Raw genomic sequence first — 21,691 nt, forward strand, 5'->3', positions numbered from 1 at the left:
CCAGTGACCGAAAGTCTGACGATTCCTAACTTTTTAGGGCGTTTGGAAATCGGTGTTCCAATCATGAATTTCCCACGAGTTTCTCTGGGTTGTCGGCTTTTTCCTTTGCGACGTAAGACGTTGAGTTCTATGTCGATCAAGCCAGCATAGAGCCAGTTATAGATGGTCTTAAAAGCGACCATTGGCTTGTCTTCCAGCCGATAGCGACCGCAAATCTGTTCGGGAGACCAAGAGGCTCTCAAACCTTGTTCAATCTCCGCTTTTAACTCAGGGGTCAAACGAGACTGTCGTCCTTTTTGCTTAGCCTTTTGGTCAACATGTTTCTGGGCTAGGTCTGCGGAATAAGCAGCCGGACACCGTTCTAACTCTCTTGAGATGGTAGACTTATGGACGCCAAGTTTACTAGCAATTTGATGAGGTTTCAACCCTAATTCTAAATAAGTCTCTATCTTTATTCGCTCTTTTATGGTTCATGGGAGTAGCTCATAGGTTTCCTCGTGTTCTGGTAGTGTGGTTACGTANTTGTTGCACTATATTTTACAATTTATCAGTATTAAAAAAAGAAGCCCTAGAGGACTTCTTTTTGGAGACAATTTGGAGACAGTTCAAACCATTTTATCTCGTTTTAATATTTTATACAGTTGTTAAAATGCTGTTAGTTCAAATGAGTTAAGCTTAAGCTCTTAGTATCAGCTTTTTAGGATTAGAGGCTAAACTAGTCCACAGGACTAGTTTACTCCCACTCAACTGTTGCAGGTGGTTTGCTGGTGATGTCGTAGACGATGCGGTTAACATGGTCGACTTCGTTGACGATGCGGACAGAGATTTTTTGCAGGACATCCCACGGAATTTTAGCAAAGTCAGCGGTCATGCCGTCGATGGAGGTGATGGCACGGATAGCGATGGTGTAGTCATAAGTCCGACCATCTCCCATGACGCCAACAGAGCGGACACCGGTATTGACAGTGAAGTACTGCCAAATGTCACGATCAAGTCCTGCCTTGGAAATCTCCTCACGCAGGATAGCGTCGGATTCACGGACGGTCTCAAGTTTTTCCTCGGTAATTTCCCCCATGACACGGATGGCAAGACCTGGTCCTGGGAATGGTTGCCGCCAGACAATCTCATCAGGCATACCAAGAGCGGTTCCCAAGGCACGGACTTCATCTTTGAAGAGGGTGTTGAGGGGTTCAATCAGCTCAAACTGCATGTCTTCGGGTAGACCGCCAACGTTGTGGTGGCTCTTGATGGTCTGAGCCGTTTCAGTTCCAGACTCGATGATGTCCGTGTAGAGTGTTCCTTGGGCGAGGAACTTGACATCCTTGAGCTTGCTAGCTTCATCATCAAAGACATAGACAAATTCGTTGCCGATAATCTTACGTTTTTGTTCTGGGTCAGAAATACCAGCCAACTTATCGAGGAAGCGTTTGGCAGCGTCAGCTTTAATAATCTTCAGTCCAAACTTGCCACCCAGCATGTCCATGACTTGGTCAGCTTCACCTTTTCGGAGCAGACCATGATCGACAAATATACAGGTCAGTTGGTCACCGATGGCGCGTTGCAAGAGGACCCCAACGACAGAGGAGTCAACGCCACCAGACAGTCCCAGTAGGACTTTTTTGTTGCCGACAGTGGCACGGATGTTCTCAATAGCCATGTCAATGAAGTTGTCCATAGACCAGTCCTGACGGGCTCCACAGATGGTAACTGCAAAGTTTTTCAGGATGTCATTTCCGTAGACAGAATGGCGCACCTCTGGATGGAATTGAATACCGTAAACCTTGATATCGTCATTTTCAATAGCGGCATAGGGACAGTCGGCAGAAACGGCTGTGCGAACGAACCCGTCTGGGATTTCCGTTACCGCATCACCGTGGCTCATAAGTACCAGTTGCTCCTCAGGCGTATTGCCAAAGAGAGCGGACATCTTGTCGTGCTGGAGTGGCGCTTGCCCGTACTCACGGTGACCAGCCTGCCCAGCAGGCACGACCTTCCCCCCAAAGGTTTGGGTAATCAACTGCATGCCGTAGCAGATACCGAGAATGGGAATGCCTAACTCGAAAATCTCAGGGTCGATGGTAAAACTGCCATCCTCGTAAACAGAGTTTGGACCACCAGATAGGATGATACCGATAGGCTTGATAGCACGCACCTCATCGGCAGAAATTTTGTGGCTAAGCAATTCCGAAAAGACACCGAACTCACGGATACGGCGAGTGATCAGCTGGTTGTACTGGCTACCGTAGTCGAGAACAATAATTTTTTGCACATCTGGGGTAGAAGTAGTGGTCATGGGCTTCCTTTCTATCAAAAAGCAATTATCCTCTCTATTTTACCATAGACAGCACTTTTTTTGTAGTAAAATATATAAAATCAGTTGGAACGTTTGTTCTAGGAATATTTATGTTATAATGAAAGGTGTCTAGCTATACCAATTAGCAAGTAAGGAGATAGCATGTTACCAGCTTATATGATCATCAGAGATGAGTTGAAAAAACAGGTAGATGAGAGAAAGTGGTCTGTTGGTGATCGTTTGCCTAGCGAACGTGATTTGGCAGAAGCATTTGGGGTGAGTCGGATGACCTTGCGTCAGGCGGTCACTCTACTCGTTGATGAAGGTGTTTTAGAGCGCCGTGTCGGATCTGGGACTTATGTTGCTAGCCGACGTGTACAGGAGAAGATGAGGGGGACGACTTCTTTCACTGAAATCGTGACCTCACAAGGGCGTTTACCATCCAGTCGCTTAATTTCCTATCAACGAAAGGTTGCTAGTGAGACGGAGTGTCAGCAGTTGGGCTTATCAGCTGGTGAGCAAGTCATTCGTATGGAGCGGGTACGCTATGCGGATAATCTACCTTTGGTTTATGAAGTTGCAAGCATTACTGAAAAGCTGATTAAGGGGGTTGACCGCAAGGACATCACGGAACATTTTTTCCAAACCTTAACCGCAAACGGCTATGCCATTGGCAAGAGCCAGCAGACTATCTATGCCAAAACGGCTAGCGAACGGGTAGCTAGCTATCTGGATGTGACCAAAGGACATGCGATTTTGGCACTGACTCAAGTGTCTTATTTCACTGATGGTCAGCCTTTCGAGTATGTCCGTAGTCAGTACGTTGGCGATCGGTTTGAGTTTTATTTGGAGAATAATTAATGACTAGTTTTGATTTATATCTTCCCCCAAAAGAAGAGCTTGTCTTGAATCCTAATGAGCTTAGTCTCTATCGTTATGATTTGCGTTATTTGTCTCTAGCCCCTCTACAACGTGTTACAGCAAATAGATTATCGGAAAAAATGTTTCAAGTGGTACAAGAAAATGGACTTTTAGAACGTTTAACAAATTCTGATAAGAAAGGTGATGTAGAGTATGTCGCAAGTTTGACTGATTATGCCAAGGACAAGTTGGCCAAAGGAGAGTGGGTTATTGGCACGCGTAAAGAAACAGGTACTCTTTATGGTGTCCTAAAAAATGCTCATACTGGGAAAATTGTTCATCAAGTTGACTTAGTTCCGAGTGAGATTGAGCAATTGGCACCTTTGACAGGTTTATCAGCTATTCAAGCTCAGTTGGGCCAGATTGTTAGACAGTTAGAAGATATTGCGGGTGTTCTTGCTCGTGTGGAACAAGGACAATATACCGATCGTTACGCAGGCTTTTTCACAGCTCGTCAACTTGTCATTGAAGCTCTAGTTTCTAGAAATGACGCCGTTAAGCAAAAATTGCTCATTTCAGCCATTGAACAGACAAATGAAACACGGTCTAGATTAATGTTGGCTCTACACCTTGATGTGACCAGTTACACGAATCCTAACTTATCTAATCGTGATAGTACTATTCTAGAATATCGGATTCCTCAAACAATTAATTACTTAAATGCCCTTGTTCAGTTGACAGTAATCACTTATACGGCTTTGGAAGAAATGGATGCTATTATAGCGTGTTTAACCAATTATAAAACCTTCGTCAAAGACATCTTCTTTACTCCTTACACAAATGACGGTCGTTGTTTAGCTTGGCAACTGGATAATTTTAGCAAGGGAAATAGTTCGTATTTTAGAAACTCATTTTCGGATGTGACGACAAATATTGAGAAAGTTATTGAAACAGCTACACAATTATCATTGGAGGATAGAAAGTTATGAGTGAAGTAATCATTAAGAAATGTTTAGAATTGACCTGTGAAAAAGAGGTTCATCAAACAGGTGCTTATTTTTGCGGTGAACACGAAAAAGGATTCAGGAGATCAAGAAAATTTATCGTAGGTAGCCTTTTAACCCTTGAAACGTCAGCTGTTTTATATAAATTAAACAATAAAGACAAACATTAGAAATGGAAACTATCATGACAGCAACCTACATCAACGTTATCGGAGCAGGCTTGGCGGGGTCTGAAGCGGCCTACCAGATTGCCAAGCGGGGCATTCCTGTCAAGCTCTATGAAATGCGTGGGGTCAAGGCAACGCCCCAGCACAAGACAGACAACTTTGCTGAGCTGGTCTGCTCGAACTCTCTGCGTGGGGACAGCTTGACCAACGCGGTTGGGCTCCTCAAGGAAGAAATGCGCCGTTTGGACTCGGTTATCCTGCGAGCAGCAGAAGCGACCCGTGTGCCTGCTGGCGGAGCGCTAGCTGTTGACCGCGAAGGCTTTTCAGCTCTTGTGACGGCAGAAGTGACCAACCACCCTCTGATTGAGGTCATTCGCGAAGAAATTACTGAGATTCCGACAGATGCCATCACGGTGATTGCGACGGGTCCATTGACCAGCGACAGCCTAGCGGCTAAGATTCACGATCTCAATGGTGGTGCTGGTTTTTACTTCTATGACGCGGCTGCTCCTATTATTGATAAAAATACCATCGACATGAGCAAGGTCTATCTCAAGAGCCGCTACGACAAGGGTGAGGCGGCTTACCTCAACTGCCCTATGACTAAGGAGGAGTTTCTAGCCTTCCATGAAGCATTGGTCACTGCTGAAGAGGCGCCACTCAACAGTTTTGAGAAGGAGAAGTACTTCGAGGGCTGTATGCCCATCGAAGTCATTGCCAAGCGGGGCATCAAGACCATGCTCTATGGCCCAATGAAACCAGTGGGCTTGGAGTATCCTGATGACTACGAGGGACCTCGAGATGGCGACTTCAAGACCCCTTATGCTGTTGTCCAGCTCCGTCAGGACAATGCAGCTGGCAGCCTCTACAATATCGTCGGTTTCCAAACCCATCTCAAGTGGGGGGAGCAGAAGAGGGTCTTCCAGATGATTCCAGGGCTGGAAAATGCCGAAATTGTCCGCTATGGGGTCATGCACCGCAATTCCTATATGGATTCGCCGACCCTTTTGGAGCAGACCTTCCGCTCTAAACTTCGTCCAAATGTCTTTTTCGCTGGGCAAATGACAGGCGTTGAAGGCTATGTCGAGTCAGCTGCCAGCGGTCTGGTGGCTGGTATCAACGCCGCTCGTCTCTTCAAGGGCGAAGAAGCCGTCATCTTCCCAGAGACGACGGCTATCGGTAGTTTGCCTTACTATGTGACCCATGCCGACAGCAAACATTTCCAACCCATGAATGTCAACTTTGGCATTATCAAGGAGCTGGAGGGCGAGCGTATTCGCGATAAAAAAGCCCGCTATGAGAAAATTGCGGAGCGAGCACTGAATGATTTGGACCGTTTTTTGACCGTTTAGGAGAAAGCCATGCGACTGCTAAGCCATTCAAAATGATGATAATCTTGATTTGGCAGTTTTAACGACACACCACAATACATCACCTTAAAAAAAGAAATAAATTCCCTCGAAGTGGCAAGACATCGAGGGAATTTTATGATTTCTATTTTTTCTGATTAAAGAAGTTTTGGAGATTTTTGCCGACATCACCAATCACTCTGCCAGCACCATCTGCAACCTTACCTAACTGATTGATGTTGTCACCGACGAGTTTCCCAGCCAGTCCTAGACCGTCTGCGATGACTTTTTGAAGCTGTTCTTGTTGAGCTTTGTCCTTGTCGACGAGGGCCTGGCTCTGGGCGATAACCTCCTCAGTTAGGTAAAAGACACGGATCACAGTTCCTTGTTGTGTCACCTTGGTCAAAAGGTTCGGCTTAGGGTCGTTATCAACAACGAGACCAACCGTTTTATTAGCCCAGTCTTTACGAGGCTCCGCGATGACTTTGGAAGCGGTAAATCCTTTTTTCTCCAGTAACTCGAGCACATCGTCTAACATCATACCTGCAAGGACTGGGAGGTCGACCTCTCCATCGCTTTGATCAATAATATCAGCATCAACGTAATAGAGGTTAATAATAGTGTTAGGGTGAAGACGACCGGCTTTTGGTTGCATATCAACAACTTCATTGGGGCGTTTATCTACCCAACGCTTGTCTGGTTTGACTAGGGTAATCACCACGTTAAAGTCTAATTTCTCGAGGGCATTTTTAGCTTGGTCGAGGTCTGTTCCGATAAACTGAGGAACGGTGATGAGTTCTTTATTGTGTTCATGATGGCGGTCGAGGGCTTTTTCGACATGGGGTTGAGCAAATTCAAGAGCCTGTGCAGCACCTAGAGCAAATTTTCCAACCTTTATAGCTCCTTTAATTACTTTTGGATTTATTATAGCCATAATCATCTCCTTTGCTTAGTTGTCGTTTTATTATAGCATGTTTTAGTAGCTTTCGCAAAAAAATAGAGCGGTTTCAATGAGTTGAAAATCCTGTGTAATGCTCTTCCATTTTCCCAAAAATAAACCTTACAATCCTGTAAGCGCACGGGCTAAGAGAGTGGGGTATAATAATAGTATCAAGAAACAAAGGGGTGTCATTATGCTACTACAAGTTAATCATTTGGAGAAGGTTTTTAAGACCCGATTTTCAAAAACGGAAGTTCGTGCCCTGCAAGATGTGGATTTTGCGGTTGAGGAGGGTGAGTTTATCTCCATCATGGGGGAGAGCGGGTCTGGGAAGACGACCTTGCTCAATATTCTAGCGACCTTGGACAAGCCAAGCAAGGGGCAGGTGGTGCTGAATGGTCAAGACATCACGCAGATTAAGGACAGCAAGCTCTCCGAGTTTCGCTTGAACAATCTGGGCTTTGTCTTCCAAGATTTTAACCTCCTGGACACCCTGTCGGTGCGGGACAACATTTATCTGCCGCTGGTGCTTAGTCGGACAGCGGTCAAGGAGATGGAGAGTCGACTCTCTCCCCTTGCTCCTAAGCTCCGCATCGCAGACCTTCTGGACAAGCGTCCTTTTGAACTGTCCGGTGGGCAGAAGCAGCGGGTGGCGATTGCAAGAAGTTTGATTACCCGTCCACAGCTGATTTTAGCGGACGAGCCGACTGCGGCGTTGGACTACCGCAATTCGGAAGACCTGCTCAATCTCTTTGAAGCCATCAACCGTGATGGGCAAACCATCCTCATGGTGACCCACTCCGCCAAGGCTGCCAGCCACGCCAAGCGGGTACTCTTTATCAAGGACGGCAGGATCTTCCATCAGATTTACCGAGGGCAACGCAGCAATGATGACTTTGCCAAGGACATCTCCCTCTCCATGTCAGCCCTCTTAGGAGGTGACTGAGATGTTTTATCTAAAATTAGCGCTCAATAACATCAAAAATGCTAAAGAAGCCTTTGGTCCATTTATCCTAGCTAGTCTAGTCCTCTACTTGCTTAATGGGTCAACGTTACTGGTGCTATTTAGTCCGATAGTGAAGACCATGCGTCAAGGCACCATCACATTGGCTTTAGCAACAATTGTTCTTAGCTTTTTTTCCGTCATTGTTGCCATTTATAGTTTTAATGTTCTCCTCAAGCAACGTAGTCGTGAGTTCGGACTCTATAACATGTTGGGCATGAACAAGAGACAGATTGGTCTTGTCGCTAGTTTGGAGCTGGTTGCCATCCTGCTCATTGTCCTAGGCCTTGGGAGCCTGTTGAGCAGTGGTTTTGCCTATGTGTTTTACCTCATCTTTATCCACCTGGTCAGAGGAAACCATCTTGATTTCAGCCTTTCATCGCTGGGTTTTCTGGCCAACAGCATGATTTTTTCAGGGATTTTTGCCCTATTGATGCTGATCGGGTGGAGTAGGGTCAGGTCCTCCTCACCCTTAGTGCTTTTTCAGACAGCAGAAAGTGGTGAACGTGAGCCCAAGGGCAATGCTTTTTTAGCCTTGCTCAGTCTGCTAGCCCTAGGTGGTGGGTATACCTTGTCTTTAACTTCTCATCAAGCGGAAGGGCTCTTGCTGCTTGGTCGCTTTTTTATCGCTGTGATCTTAGTCATCATCGGTACCTACCTCTTTTACATGTCTTTTATCGCTTGGTTTTTGAAACATCGCCGAGCTAATAAGACTTATTTCTACCAGCCCGAGCACTTCATCACGACTAGTCAGATGATTTTCCGCATGAAACAACATGCGACAGGGTTAGCCAATATTACCATGCTGGCCATCATGTCCTTTGTGACCATTGCCACCACAGTAGCCCTCCACACAGGCATGATAAGCAATCTGGATCGTCTCTACATCGATGACACCAATACTCAAATACGTTTCGTCGCTGAAGAGGAGGGACAAGGGCGAGCTGATTTTCAAAAGTATGTGCTGGATAAACTGCCAGAGCACAAGCCCTACATTGACTATCAAGTGACCATGTTTCCTGTTCAGCTAGGGCAGGGGCGGCAGTTTGTGGCGACAGCGGATGCGAGGTCAAACGGAGATGGCTTGGGTTTATCCTATCTCTATGTGGTTAGCTTAGAAGATTTTCGCAAGTTTGGTAATGAGGTCGCCGACTTGGCACCTGGTCAAGCCTATTTTTACCAGCCAAACGGCGCCAATCAGCTGGATAGTTTTGAGTTTCTGGGGTATCATCTGACGATTAAGGATAATCTTAAAACAGCTCGCTATTCTGACCTGCTTAACACCGTCTCATCGGTTCTGCTTGTAGTGGAAAATGCTCAGGTACGTGATGCTCTTTATCAAGCCCATACGAGTTTGAAAAATCCACCAATGCCCTTTGATTCGCGTTATCAGGTCTTTATGACCCTAACAGAAGAAGAGTTGCAAGACCTGAAAACGAGCAATGCTGATTTGCTTTCCCCTGATGGCGAACTCATCGCAACTGTCTTGACGAGGAAAGATTTTCACGAGGTGGCAATCGGGTTTACAGGTGGTTTCCTCTTTGTCGGTTTTCTCTTAGGCATCGCCTTTCTGCTTGGAGCTGCCCTGATTATTTACTACAAACAGTATAGCGAAGGGCACGAAGATAAGCGTTCTTATCGGATTTTACAGGAAGTTGGGATGTCTCGTCAAGACGTCAAAGGCACCATCAACTCTCAAGTTCTGACGGTCTTCTTTATGCCCTTGGTCATTGCTGTGCTTCATTTCTTACTAGCTCTGACCATGCTGAAACAGATGTTGGCACTTTTCGCTGTTCATTCGTCCGTGTTAATTTATACCGTCAGTGGGCTCGTTATCTTAGGTGTTATCGTGTTCTACTTTGCCATTTATAAACTGACCAGTAGAACCTATTACCGTATGATTGAAAGGTAACTGTTATGACCATTTCTTATCACGACCGTTTACGGGACTGTCGATGCTTATTTGCTCTTAGGAGGTGATTAAGGTGTTTTACTTAAAATTAGCAGTCAACAATATCAAAAATTCTCTCACTATCTACGCCCCCTTTTTACTGGCGAGTTTAGTGCTCTATACCCTGACTGGGTCAACGCTCCTCGTCCAGTTTAGTCCTGTAGTGAGGCAAATGAAGCATGGGACAACGGCAATGAGCCTAGCTATCACTATCTTGATGCTGTTCTCCATCATCATGTCCATTTACAGCTTCAACTTTCTCATCAAGCAACGGACGCGGGAGTTCGGGCTCTACAATATGCTAGGCATGCGAAAGGGGCAAGTTGCCCTGATTGCTAGCTTGGAGCTGATTCTTACCGCCCTTGCCTTGGTTGGCCTCGGTTCTCTGGTCAGCCTTGGGTTTTCAAATCTTTTTTACCTCTTATTTGCCAACATCACCCACTATAACCAGTTGCAGTTCCAACCGGGCTGGGCAGGGCTGGTTATCAATGCCCTCTTATTCCTTGGGATTTTTGGACTCTTGATGATTCTGTCTTGGATCAAGGTTGGCAAAACCTCTCCTCTGGTGCTCTTTCGCTCCAGCGAGGCTGGGGAGCGTGAACCTCGTGGCAATATCCTGCTGGCTCTCTTGAGTGTTCTCGCTCTGGGAGGTGGTTACGCCCTGTCTTTGACCTCTAGTAAGGTTGCGGCTCTAGCGGTTCTCTTTCGTTTCTTTGTGGCGGTGATCTTGGTCATCATCGGAACCTATCTCTTTTACATGGCCTTTGTGGCCTGGTTCCTCAAGCGTCGCCGTGCTAACAAGGCTTATTTCTACCAGCCTGAGCATTTTGTCAGCACTAGCCAGATGCTCTTTCGAATTAAACAACATGCGGTTGGATTAGCTAACATCACTCTTTTAGCGGTCATGTCCTTTGTGGCAATCGCAACGACCAGTTCTCTCTACGGGTCAGCGACTGGTCAGGTTAACCGCCTCTTTCCACGCAGTGCGACGGTGACCCTATCGGGAAATAGCAGAGCAGAGGTCGAAGCCGCCTATCAGACGCAGGTTGTTGACCAGCTCGGCTATGCTCCCAAAACCGCCATCCCTTATATGACTAGCCTTATCGGTGTTAACGTAGGGGCTGGTAAGCACTGGCAAGTGACTGCTGAGACCCTTGACTGCTGAGACCCTTCAAAACAAGAACATCAATGCTGCCCAGTTGTCCTTTGTGGTGCTGATGACCCAGGATGACTTTCGGGCTCTGGGCAATGACCTGCCTCAGCTCAAGAGCGGAGAAACCGCCTTTTGGCTTCAGAGGGAAGAAAGCCAGATTGAAACCATTGACTTTTTTGGGCGTTCCTACCGCAATGTTAAGAATTTCAAAGACGTGACGGTTCCTGTGACGGTTAACCTCTATAGTGCTGCTGTCTGGGTCTTTAGCAGTGATGAGGAGATGATGGATGCCCTGAATGCCTTTAACAGCGGCGGTGGTTTCCAAGTCGGTGGTGGCGAGTGGCTAGTAACCTACCCTGTTCATCTGGATTTGAATGCGGAAGAAGTAGCAACCCTAGCTGCAAACTCAGAGCTTGATTTACAGAGTAAAGAGGAGCATTTGTCCATGCTGCTGGCTGAAATGGGAGGCTTTGTCTTCACAGGCTTCCTCCTAGGCACGGCCTTCTTAGCAGGTGCTGCCTTGATTATCTACTACAAACAGTACAGCGAGGGTGTCGAGGACAAGAAATCCTATAAAATCCTACAAGAGGTTGGCATGAGTAAGGCATCCGTCAAAAAGACCATCAATTCACAGGTTTTAGCCGTCTTTTTCATGCCGATTGTGATGGCGATTATCCATTTCTTGGTCGCCTTAACCATGATTAAACAGATGCTCTTGCTTTTTGGAGTAACCGATACGGTGATCGTTTATCAGATTAGCGGTCTAGCCATTCTTGTGATTCTAGTGATTTACTTTGCCATCTACAAGCTGACCAGCAGGGTCTACTATGGCATGATTGAGAGGTAAATCGTGAGAAAAGTTTTTTTGGGAATCCTTGGAACACTTGTTATCCTTGCGACGGTGGGGCTGGGCATGTTAGCTTACTTCGGACCTCGTTACAACATCTATCTACTGCCACCGAGTCCAACAAGCTATGGCTTAGCAGGTCTGGAGCAGATTGATCGCCTAGGGCTTTATGCTAGAGGTAAGGAGTGGCAGGCGATAAAAGCAGAGACTGCAGACCAGCTAAAAACCAGTACCTCCTACGAGGAGAGTTTAGCTCTGCTCAAGCCTGCCCTTGCTGTCGCAGGAGGCAAGCACAGCTTTATTCTGAAACAGGAAAAGGTCAGTCAGTCGAGCTCTGTTATGCCCAGCAGTCAAGTCTTGTCAGGGGATATTCTCTACCTCAAATTACCAGAATGGGTCAGCCTTGATCCCACAAGTTCTCAAGAGTACGCTAAAACCGTACGAGATGCCTTAGCGGCACAAGACTATCAGGGACTGATTCTTGACTTGCAGGACAATGGTGGCGGAGACATGAGCCCCATGTTGTTGGGGCTGTCGCCAGTCTTGCCAGACGGTCAGCTCTTTAGCTTTGAAGATAGGGATGGGCAACGTCAGTCGATCAACTTAGCGGGGAATCGTCTCAGCAACGGACAGACCTTTGACCTCGGTCAGGTCAAGAAGCTTGATGTACCCGTTGCAGTTCTGATAAACGAAAAGACAGGCAGTTCTGGTGAGATTACAGCCATGAGTTTTCAGGGTCTGGACAGGGCACGCTTTTTCGGTCAAGCCACAGCTGGCTATACCACAGGCAATTTACCCGTCTATCTCTATGACGGGGCTAGTCTGGTTATCACGACCAGTAAATTGGTCAACCGCAAAGGGCAAACCTATGACAACGCTCCTATCCAGCCTGATGTTCTGACCGATAAGGCGCAAGAAGAAGCCGTAAAGTGGCTGGAAAAACAGAATGAAAAAGGACAGTAAAAAGTGGCTTCTAGCCACTTTTTCAGCTATAATAAACTTATGACACAACCTAAACTTTACATTATCGAAGACGATGCGACCATTGTTGGTCTGTTAAAAAAGCATTTTAGCCAATCTTATCAGGTGCAGGAGGTGCAAGATTTCCGAGATGTTCTGACGGAGTTGACAGCTTTTTCGCCTGATTTGATTTTGATGGATATCGGTCTGCCTTATTTTAATGGGTTCTACTGGACGGAGCGGATTCGACAGACCATGACTGTACCGATCATTTTTATCTCCAGTAAGGACGATGAGGTCAGTGCGGTAACCGCCATGACGACTGGGGCGGATGATTTTATCAGCAAGCCCTTTTCGCTAGCGGTTTTGGAGGCCAAGTTGGCCGCTGTCCTGCGCCGTGTTCAGCAATTTGACAGCGGTCATCGGCAGTTTGAGGGCTTCACGCTCAGCCTCGACGGGCTCCTCACCAGTCCCACAGGGCAGATCCAGCTCAGTCCGACCGAGACCAAGCTCCTAGATCTGCTATTTGAAAAAGCCCACCAAACCGTGACCAAAGAGGCCCTGCTAGACAAACTGTGGGAGGGCGGCGACTTTATCGACCAGAATACGCTTAGTGTCAACATGACCCGCTTGCGCAAGAAGTTGCGTGACGTGGACTTTGACCGTATCGTCACCATCCGTGGGGAGGGCTACCGCCTATGCTGAGAGACTTTTTTCGTGAATACCGCTGGCTCTACCTGACCGTCGGCCTCACCATTGCTCTCTTTCTCGGTCAGTTCTCCCTTTACGGCCTGCCCATGAGCTATTTTCTCTTTAGCCTCTGGTTGGTGCTGCTCATTTTGGCTGGTCTTAGCACCTTTCTTTTCCTGTCTTTTCGGCGGAAAATGCTGGCGCTGGCGCACTATGATCGAGAGTTCTTACAGGATTTATCAGAGCCTAGTGAGCGCGCCTTTCTCACCCTCTTAGCAGAGCAGGCTCAAACCTATGAGGAGGAGCAGAGTCAGCTGACCCAAAGGGATACCCAGCGACAAGCCATCATCAAGATGTGGTCCCATCAGATGAAAATCCCCCTGTCAGCTCTGTCTCTCATGGTACAGACTGACCAGCTTAACCCACAAGATGTCCAACTTCAGCTCCACCACTTGGACACCTATCTGGCTAACTTGCTTAACTACCTCAAGCTAAGCAAGCAACAACTAGATTTTCGTTTTGCTCGTGTCGATGTGAGACAAGTGATAGTTGATTTGGTTAAGGCCTATCGGGTTCAGTTCCTTAGTCAGGAGATTTGCGTGGCCATCGAGGGAGACTGGCAGCTCGACACGGATAAAAAATGGTTCAGCTTTGCCATTGAACAGCTCCTCAGCAACGCCCTCAAGTACAACAAACCAGGCGGTGCTGTTACTATCAGCCTGTCAGAAAAAGGGCTGGTTATCAGCGATACGGGCTTGGGAATTCTGCCAGAAGACCTACCACGCCTAGGGCAGGAGGGCTTCACAGGCTACAATGGTCATGAGCACCAAAAGGCGACAGGCTTCGGACTTTACATGACCAAGACCATCCTGACCCAGCTGGAGCTTGAGCTGACGATTACCAGCCAAGTCGGCGAGGGAACCGTTGTGACAATTAGTAAATCCTAAGATTTTGGAAATAATTTTATACATAATTTAATTTATGTAAATTTCCGAGATTAAAAACAAATAGTGATAAAAAACTGCTTGCAACTGTGATGGTTAGAGGCAGTTTTTTGCTCAGTTGATAGGCTGATGTGCCTCATCTTGGTTTTTCAGTCAACTTGTGCTATACTAAACCTATGCTGTCAGGAATTATTAACTTAAAAAAAGAGGCTGGGATGACCAGCCATGACGCGGTCTTTAAGCTCCGCAAGATTCTGCATGAAAAGAAAATCGGTCACGGTGGAACGCTTGACCCAGATGTGGTCGGAGTGCTTCCAATCGCAGTTGGTAAGGCGACCCGTGTTATCGAGTACATGACGGATTCTGGTAAGGTTTACGAGGGTGAGATTACTCTGGGCTACTCAACCACGACAGAGGATGCGAGTGGTAGCATCCTTGAACGAACCCCTGTTCCAATAGATGTGACTGAAGTCGTCATCGACCAAGCCATGGCGAGTTTCATCGGACAAATCACCCAGATACCACCTATGTATTCGGCAGTCAAGGTCAATGGACGCAAGCTCTATGAGTACGCTAGGGCAGGTGAAGCTGTTGAGCGTCCCAAGCGCCAGGTGACCATTACTGACTTTAAGCGAACTAGCCCCTTGCTCAGTGACGGTGACTGCCTACGGTTTAATTTTCGTGTCGCCTGTAGCAAGGGAACCTATGTCCGCACACTAGCAGTTGACCTAGGCGCAAAACTAGGTTTGGCGAGCCACATGTCCGCCCTTTGCCGCACAGCTTCTGCAGGTCTTGACCTATCGTCCGCTCAGTCTCTTGGAGAAATAGCAGAGCTGGTTGAGCGAGGAGATTGGTCATTTTTGTTACCAATCGAGTACGGGGTTTTAGATTTACCACGTCATGACGTCACTGACGAAGAGGCGGCAGAACTCTCCCACGGTCGTTTTGTCCAGTTAGAACGGACAGAAGACCTATTAGCGGCCTTTCACGATAACCAGGTTCTGGCCATACTTGAACGACGGCATGGCATCTATAAACCTAAAAAAGTGCTACTTTGACAACTGGTCTGATGAGCTAAGGTGTAACATGTCGATGACTTACTGAATTCTTTTGAGTAATGGCTTCTCTTAACCTGATTAACACTCATGTTTTGATGAAATATTTAATAAATGAACAAGAGGTTGGCATGTTTTTCCAACCTCTTGTTCTGTCAGTTGATAAGCGAAAATAACTTTCAGAAAATCACAGTTTTCTATGCCAAACCATCTTGATTTATGGTAGAATAGTGATAGTGTAAAAAGAAGAGGATGATATGAACAAACAGAGACACCATCGCAAAACGAAACCCCTTGGGCTGATTATTGCCAACCGCTTGAACAGCCTCTTTTTTTTGGTGGTTTTCTTGATGACAGTGCTCTTGGCCAGACTGGTGGATATGCAGTTAATCAACAAAGCTTTTTACCTTGAAAAATTAGACCGAACCCAGGTTTATACGGTAAAAACATCTCATCCACGCGGTCAGATTTTTGATGCTAAAGGCCGTCCTCTGGTGCAAAATAATATCAAAGAAGTCGTTGCCTTTACCCGTACTAATAGTCAAACGGCAGCTGAACTTAAGGCGTTAGCAACGCAACTCGCACAGTTGGTGACGGTGACAGACACAACTGTAACGCGCAGGGACAAAGTTGATTATTATTTTGCGACCCAGGACAACTACCGTCAGGTGGTAGAAGGTTTACCAGAAGACCAGCGCTATGACAAGTACGGCAATCGCTTAAAAGAAGCGACCGTCTACCAGCATGCTGTTGATGCAGTGACAGATGAGCAGATTGATTTTTCAGCAGACGAATTAACTATCGTATCGCTTTTCAGCCAAATGAATGCGACACCTGCCTTTGACACGGTTTCTCTCCGAACAGGCGACCTGTCTGCGGAGCAGATTGCGCAGATTTCAGCTGACAAGTCGTTGGATGGGTTGTCTATTCGAGCTGACTGGGATAGGCAACCCACTTCAAATAGTTTGACTCCACTATTGGGGCAGGTCTCTAGTCGACAGACTGGTTTACCTGCGGAAGAAGCTAAAAGCTATCTGGAAAAAGGCTACTCACTCAATGATCGTGTCGGCACCAGCTATTTGGAAAAATACTATGAGCCTGAACTTCAGGGAACCAAAACCAACAGAACAATTAAGCTGGACAAAGACAACACAATTGTATCAGATGAACTCACCCAAGTTGGGGAGCCAGGAAAAAACCTCAAGCTAACGGTTGACTTAGCCTTTCAAGAAGGGGTCGAAAAAATCCTTGAGCAATCCTTTCAAGCGCAGCTCACATCAGGGACGGCAATCCATTCAGAAGGGATGTATGCTGTTGCACTGAACCCGCAAACGGGTGCTATTCTTGCTATGGCTGGTATTGAGCACGATACCGAAACAGGTCAGGTCACAAAAGATGCCCTAGGCACTATTACGAAAGTCTTTACACCAGGTTCGGTTGTCAAAGGAGCGGTGCTTGCTGCGGGCTGGCAAAATGGCGTGATTGCAGGTAATCAAGTTCTGACAGACCAGCCTATCCAGCTAGCTGCATCAAAACCAATTACCTCTTGGTTTACGAGCAGTGTCGGCAGTATGCCTCTTTCTGCGATTCAGGCTCTAGAATACTCGTCAAACACCTATATGGTACAGATCGCACTCAAATTGATGGGTCAAGATTATGTGCCAGCTATTCTATTGCCCCAAACCTATGAGGTCGCTATGGCTAAACTTCGTGAGACTTTTGCGCAATTTGGCATGGGGGCAGCGACAGGTGTTGATTTGGTTGGTGAATCAACAGGCTATGTCCCAGAAGATTATGACCCTGCTAATGTATTGACAGAAAGTTTTGGGCAGTTTGATAACTACACCCCTTTGCAGCTAGCTCAGTATGTCTCGACGGTTGCCAACGGTGGGCGCCGCATCGCACCTCACCTCGTTGAAGGCTTATATAGCAGTCAAGACCCTACACAGTTAGGTGACTTAGTACAAGCTATTGAACCTCAGGTCTTAAATACCATTGCGATTAGCGATGAGGAACTAGGCATTATTCAGTCGGGCTTCTATCAAGTGGTTCACGGCAATGCCGCTTTTACAACAGGTGGTGAACTAAGTCGCGGGACATCAGCAGATATTGCGGCTAAGACTGGTACAGCTGAAACCTTTGTCACCAAAAACGGTCAGACGATTAACACCTATAATTTTAATGTCATTGCCTACACCCCAAGCAGTGAGCCAGAGTTTGCTGTGGCAGTTGTCTACCCCCACAGTACAGAGACAAATTCTCTAGTCAGCCTAAGGGCTGCAAAAGAGATTATCAATCTCTATGAAAGCATGAAGTAAAGGAGTACCTGTGTTATATCCTACGCCAATAGCCAAGTTGATTGACAGTTTTTCAAAGTTGCCGGGGATTGGCATCAAAACAGCGACCCGTTTGGCTTTTTACACCTTGTCCATGTCGGATGAGGATGTCAACGAATTTGCTAAAAATCTCCTATCTGCTAAACGGGAACTGGCTTATTGCTCTGTTTGTGGCAATCTGACAGATGACGACCCCTGTGCCATCTGTCAGGACGAGACTAGAGATTCATCGCTTATCCTCGTTGTTGAGGAGAGTAAGGATGTGTCTGCTATGGAAAAAATCCAAGAATACCGTGGACTTTACCATGTCCTGCATGGGTTAATTTCCCCCATGAATGGGATTGGTCCTGATGACATCAATCTCAAGTCCCTTATCAGTCGCCTGATGGACAGTCAGGTAGAAGAAATCATTATTGCGACCAATGCGACGGCAGATGGCGAAGCGACAGCCATGTACCTGTCCCGTATCTTGAAACCAGCAGGTCTCAAAGTCACTCGTCTGGCAAGAGGACTTGCTGTTGGTAGTGACATTGAGTACGCCGACGAGCTGACGTTGCTCAAAGCCATTGAAAATCGGACAGAAGTGTAAGGAGCTGTCTTCCAATAGCTATACCGAAAAAAAAGAAATGAGGAAATCCTATGTCAAAACAAGTGCTAATTTTACTGTACGGTGGGCGGTCAGCGGAGCGTGAGGTGTCTGTCCTGTCGGCAGAGAGTATCATGCGGGCGGTCAACTATGACAAATTTGTGGTGAAGACGTATTTTATCAGTCAAGCAGGTGATTTTATCAAGACGCAGGAGTTTACGACGACGCCATCTGCTGAAGAGAAGCTGATGACCAATGCGACTATGGGCGACAGCTCTGCTATTGCTCCAAGCAGTATCTACGAGGAGGGGGCGGTGGTCTTTCCTGCTCTGCACGGCCCGATGGGTGAGGACGGTTCTATTCAAGGCTTCCTTGAAGTTTTGCGCCTGCCTTATGTGGGGACCAATATCTTGTCGTCTAGTGTCGCTATGGACAAGATCACGACCAAGCATGTGCTGGCCACAGCAGGCATTCCACAGGTGGCCTTTGTGGCGGTCATTGAGGGGCAGGAGCTGGAGGCCAAGATTGCTGAAATTGAGGCGAACCTGACCTATCCTGTCTTTGTTAAGCCTGCCAATATGGGCTCATCCGTCGGGATTTCAAAGGCAGATGACCAAGCTGGTCTGCGTAAAGCTTTGGAACTGGCTTTCCAGTACGACAGCCGTGTGCTGGTTGAGCAAGGCGTTCTGGCACGGGAAATTGAGGTCGGTCTCTTGGGTAATGCGGATGTGAAAACAACCGAAGCAGGTGAAGTGGTGAAGGATGTGGCCTTCTACGATTACGAGGCCAAGTACATTGACAACAGAATTACCATGGCGATTCCAGCGGACATTCCAGTAGATGTCATGGCGACCATGCGCGACTACGCTGCCCAAGCTTTTCGTGCCATCGGCGGTTGTGGGCTATCACGTTGTGATTTCTTCCTGACAGAAGATGGCGCCATCTACCTCAATGAGCTCAACACCATGCCAGGCTTTACCCAATTCTCCATGTTCCCGCTCTTGTGGGACAACATGGGGCTAAAGTACCCAGATTTGATTGAAGAATTGGTACGACTAGCCAAAGAGATGTTTTACAAGCGTGAAGGGCACTTATTATAAGTAAAGGAAGAGAGGTGGGTACAAAAGTCCTTGCCTCTCCATTTGCTTTTGAGTGCTTCAAGGCGTGGCGGGAAATAGTGAGAGTGGGACAAAAATCGGTAATTCGTCAGAATTCGATGAGTTTGTTAGCCCACCTCCGCACAGTTGAGTAGGTCTGAAAAAGCTGATGAAATAAGCGAATTAGAGCCCACTCAATCACTGCGCCTTGCTTGAAAATTAAAAATCACTTGAAAGGTTAGGATTTTTGTCCCACTCTCTTTTTGTGGTATAATGGTAAAATAATTTGCTTTTTCAGATAAGATATCAAGGAATAGAAACGGATGGAGGAAAGATGTTTTTAGCAATCGAAGAAATGAAGCAAAATAAGCTACGCTATGGCTTGATATTGGGGCTCTTGGTTTTGGTAGCCTATCTGGTCTTTTTCCTGACAGGATTGGCTTACGGTCTGATGCAGCAGAACCGATCAGCCGTTGACAAATGGCAGGCGGACACGATTTTTCTGTCAACAGAGGCGAATAAATTACTGGCACCATCAATAATTGATGAGGCATTAGTGGACCAAGTTAAAGCCGAAGAGAAGGCCTCACTCTTTTTCCGGTCGGGTGTTGCCTGGGCAGAAAACAATCAAGTCAGCAATGAAGATAAGGAGCGGGTAGCCGTTTTTGGTGTCGATGCATCAACCTTTTTGATACCTTCTATTATTGAGGGGCGGGGATTTGAAAAGGAAAATGAGGCAGTCGTTGCCCTGGAATTGCTAGAGGAGCTGGGCTTGTCGATTGGTGATCAGTTAGCCTTGGGCGAGAGCGAAAAAGAGTTGACCGTCGTGGGAACGACAAATCGCGCAACCTACAGTGTGGCGCCTGTGCTCTATCTCTCTCAAGAAACGTTTAAAAATATTTACCAGAAGGGGCAACCGATGAACCTAGCCAGTGCGATTGTGGTCAGGGGAGAAGTGACCAGCTATCCTGAGGATAGTCTTGAACAGCTTGACATACCAGCGTTTATTGATAAGCTCCCGGGATACACGGCACAGAACTTGACCTTTGCCTTTATGATTGGGTTTTTGGTGGTTATTGCAGCAGTCGTTATCGGCATTTTTATCTTTGTCTTGACAACGCAAAAGGCAGCGATTTTTGGACTGATGAAGATTCAAGGCTTGTCAACGCCTTATATCGCAAGCTCTGTACTAGGGCAAACCTTGATCTTGGCTGGTTTAGGAACAGGTATTGGACTTGGATTAACTCTTCTGTCTTCCCTAGTTTTACCCTCGGCGGTTCCTTTTGAGCATAACTGGCTCTTTTACAGCGGCATTTCAGGGGGCTTGATTCTCTTTGCTCTGCTAGGGGCACTCTTCTCGGTCGGTGCTATCGTTAAGGTGGATCCGCTGGAGCATATTGGGTAGGAGGTTGACATGACTATTTTAAGATTAACAGCTGTTAGTAAAAGTTTTCAGGATGGTGATAGCACCATTGAGGCACTAAAACCAACAGACTTTGACATAGCTGCAGGAGAGTTTATCGCTATTATTGGTCCGTCTGGCTCTGGCAAAAGTACTTTATTAACCTTAGCTGGAGGATTGCAAACACCAACAGCTGGTCAAATCTTGATCAACGGAACAGATTACTCCCAGCTTCCTGAAAAGGAGCGGGCTCGCTTACGTTTTCAAGATATTGGCTTTGTTCTTCAATCGTCCAATCTCATTCCATTTCTGTCGGTGGAGAAGCAGTTGGATTTGGTTGATCGGATAAATGGCAGAGCTGACAAAAAGAGACAGCTTGAGTTACTTGAGGAGCTAGGGATTGAGCACTTGGTTAAAAAGTTTCCCAAAGAGCTCTCAGGCGGCCAGCGGCAGCGAGTTGCCATTGCACGCGCGCTCTACAATGACCCAGCTCTGCTATTAGCAGACGAACCGACAGCCAGCCTCGATACTGACCGAGCCGTTGAGGTTGTTGAACTACTGGCTAAAGAGTGCAAGGAACGTCAAAAAGCGGTTATCATGGTAACCCACGATCATCGCATGACGACCTATTGCGATAAGGTTTATGAGATGCTTGATGGCGTCTTGCGTCAAGTTGAGAAAGACAAATCTTCAGTATTATAGTATAATAGAGAGTGCATGGCACTCTTTTTTGAGGAGGAGCTGAAAGATGTTGAATTTTATCTGGTTTATCCTCACACGCCTGTTCCCGTTTCATTTGCTCACGATTCTGCTAATGGGAATCGCTAGCTTTGAAGAGTGATCGTGGAGGTGACAGCACCCTGTCGTTTTGCTCGGTATGCTGTTATCGCACGCTTAGTTGCATCCTATTTGTTACCTTGGTTTTTATGGTCTGGTCTATTTAGTGATTGGGTATCTCATCAGCTTTTTAATGGGAAATGAAAAGGCACCCCTTTTCTGTACAATTTTTATAAAGTGTTTTTGTTAAGCGATAACTCGCTTAACCATAGGTGT

The 21,691-nt window shown here is 46.7% G+C and carries 17 protein-coding genes and 2 pseudogenes; 16 read left to right on the plus strand and 3 right to left on the minus strand.

Translation table 11 applies throughout. The annotated features are described in order from the left end of the window. Both ACERC8_RS07925 and guaA read right to left on the minus strand, forming a co-directional pair. A pseudogene (locus tag ACERC8_RS07925) lies at positions 1–487 on the minus strand (IS30 family transposase); the annotation flags it as partial. A 246-nt stretch (positions 488–733) separates the two neighbouring features. Next, positions 734–2,293, minus strand: coding sequence for a glutamine-hydrolyzing GMP synthase (gene guaA / locus ACERC8_RS07930; RefSeq protein WP_373659355.1), 1,560 nt, complete (start codon positions 2,291–2,293; stop codon positions 734–736). Positions 2,294–2,455: 162 nt separating this feature from the next. Between guaA and ACERC8_RS07935 the strand changes: the two genes are divergently transcribed. From ACERC8_RS07935 to trmFO, 4 genes are read left to right on the plus strand one after another with little or no spacing between them, the layout of a single operon-like run. Continuing rightward, the gene (locus ACERC8_RS07935) at positions 2,456–3,154 is read left to right on the plus strand and encodes a GntR family transcriptional regulator (RefSeq protein ID WP_373659356.1); all 699 of its coding nucleotides are present in this window, start codon (positions 2,456–2,458) and stop codon (positions 3,152–3,154) included. Beyond that, the gene (locus tag ACERC8_RS07940) at positions 3,154–4,143 is read left to right on the plus strand and encodes a hypothetical protein (protein WP_373659357.1); all 990 of its coding nucleotides are present in this window, start codon (positions 3,154–3,156) and stop codon (positions 4,141–4,143) included. Before ACERC8_RS07935 ends, ACERC8_RS07940 begins: the two co-directional genes overlap by 1 nt. Beyond that, entirely contained in the window at positions 4,140–4,328 is a 189-nt protein-coding gene (locus ACERC8_RS07945) for a hypothetical protein (RefSeq protein ID WP_373659358.1), read from the plus strand. The genes ACERC8_RS07940 and ACERC8_RS07945 overlap by 4 nt, the downstream gene beginning before the upstream one ends. Before the next feature lie 14 nt (positions 4,329–4,342). Further along, entirely contained in the window at positions 4,343–5,677 is a 1,335-nt protein-coding gene (gene trmFO / locus ACERC8_RS07950; protein ID WP_373659371.1) for a methylenetetrahydrofolate--tRNA-(uracil(54)-C(5))-methyltransferase (FADH(2)-oxidizing) TrmFO, read from the plus strand. A 142-nt stretch (positions 5,678–5,819) separates the two neighbouring features. Here trmFO and ACERC8_RS07955 read toward each other — a convergent pair whose 3' ends face one another. Then, positions 5,820–6,608: a PASTA domain-containing protein gene (locus ACERC8_RS07955; RefSeq protein ID WP_373659359.1), complete on the minus strand. Its 789-nt coding sequence runs from the start codon at positions 6,606–6,608 to the stop codon at positions 5,820–5,822. A 199-nt stretch (positions 6,609–6,807) separates the two neighbouring features. Between ACERC8_RS07955 and ACERC8_RS07960 the strand changes: the two genes are divergently transcribed. From ACERC8_RS07960 to ACERC8_RS08015, 12 genes and pseudogenes are all read left to right on the plus strand, one after another. After that, positions 6,808–7,560: an ABC transporter ATP-binding protein gene (locus ACERC8_RS07960; RefSeq protein WP_373659360.1), complete on the plus strand. Its 753-nt coding sequence runs from the start codon at positions 6,808–6,810 to the stop codon at positions 7,558–7,560. A 1-nt stretch (position 7,561) separates the two neighbouring features. Beyond that, positions 7,562–9,529: an ABC transporter permease gene (locus tag ACERC8_RS07965; RefSeq protein ID WP_373659361.1), complete on the plus strand. Its 1,968-nt coding sequence runs from the start codon at positions 7,562–7,564 to the stop codon at positions 9,527–9,529. Between the two features lie 73 nt (positions 9,530–9,602). Next, positions 9,603–11,568, plus strand: a pseudogene (locus tag ACERC8_RS07970) (FtsX-like permease family protein). Between the two features lie 3 nt (positions 11,569–11,571). Next, positions 11,572–12,531 carry a S41 family peptidase gene (locus ACERC8_RS07975; RefSeq protein ID WP_373659362.1) on the plus strand — a complete coding sequence of 320 codons (960 nt, stop codon included), beginning with the start codon at positions 11,572–11,574 and terminating at the stop codon, positions 12,529–12,531. Between the two features lie 39 nt (positions 12,532–12,570). After that, a complete protein-coding gene (locus ACERC8_RS07980; RefSeq protein ID WP_373659363.1) occupies positions 12,571–13,233 on the plus strand; it encodes a response regulator transcription factor in 663 nt (220 codons plus the stop codon). Continuing rightward, entirely contained in the window at positions 13,227–14,165 is a 939-nt protein-coding gene (locus ACERC8_RS07985; RefSeq protein WP_373659364.1) for a sensor histidine kinase, read from the plus strand. The genes ACERC8_RS07980 and ACERC8_RS07985 overlap by 7 nt, the downstream gene beginning before the upstream one ends. Positions 14,166–14,338: 173 nt before the next feature. Further along, the gene (gene truB / locus ACERC8_RS07990) at positions 14,339–15,220 is read left to right on the plus strand and encodes a tRNA pseudouridine(55) synthase TruB (RefSeq protein ID WP_373659365.1); all 882 of its coding nucleotides are present in this window, start codon (positions 14,339–14,341) and stop codon (positions 15,218–15,220) included. Between the two features lie 254 nt (positions 15,221–15,474). Next, positions 15,475–17,535: a penicillin-binding protein PBP2B gene (gene pbp2b / locus ACERC8_RS07995; protein WP_373659366.1), complete on the plus strand. Its 2,061-nt coding sequence runs from the start codon at positions 15,475–15,477 to the stop codon at positions 17,533–17,535. A gap of 10 nt (positions 17,536–17,545) precedes the next feature. Further along, a complete protein-coding gene (gene recR, locus ACERC8_RS08000; protein WP_373659367.1) occupies positions 17,546–18,142 on the plus strand; it encodes a recombination mediator RecR in 597 nt (198 codons plus the stop codon). Between the two features lie 50 nt (positions 18,143–18,192). After that, positions 18,193–19,239: a D-alanine--D-alanine ligase gene (locus tag ACERC8_RS08005; RefSeq protein WP_373659368.1), complete on the plus strand. Its 1,047-nt coding sequence runs from the start codon at positions 18,193–18,195 to the stop codon at positions 19,237–19,239. A gap of 331 nt (positions 19,240–19,570) precedes the next feature. Next, positions 19,571–20,641: an FtsX-like permease family protein gene (locus tag ACERC8_RS08010; protein ID WP_373659369.1), complete on the plus strand. Its 1,071-nt coding sequence runs from the start codon at positions 19,571–19,573 to the stop codon at positions 20,639–20,641. A gap of 9 nt (positions 20,642–20,650) precedes the next feature. Next, entirely contained in the window at positions 20,651–21,340 is a 690-nt protein-coding gene (locus tag ACERC8_RS08015) for an ABC transporter ATP-binding protein (protein ID WP_373659370.1), read from the plus strand. The last annotated feature ends 351 nt before the right edge of the window (positions 21,341–21,691 follow it).

It is taken from the genome of Streptococcus sp. E29BA (genome assembly GCF_041807805.1).
GTDB classification, from domain to species: domain Bacteria; phylum Bacillota; class Bacilli; order Lactobacillales; family Streptococcaceae; genus Streptococcus; species Streptococcus entericus.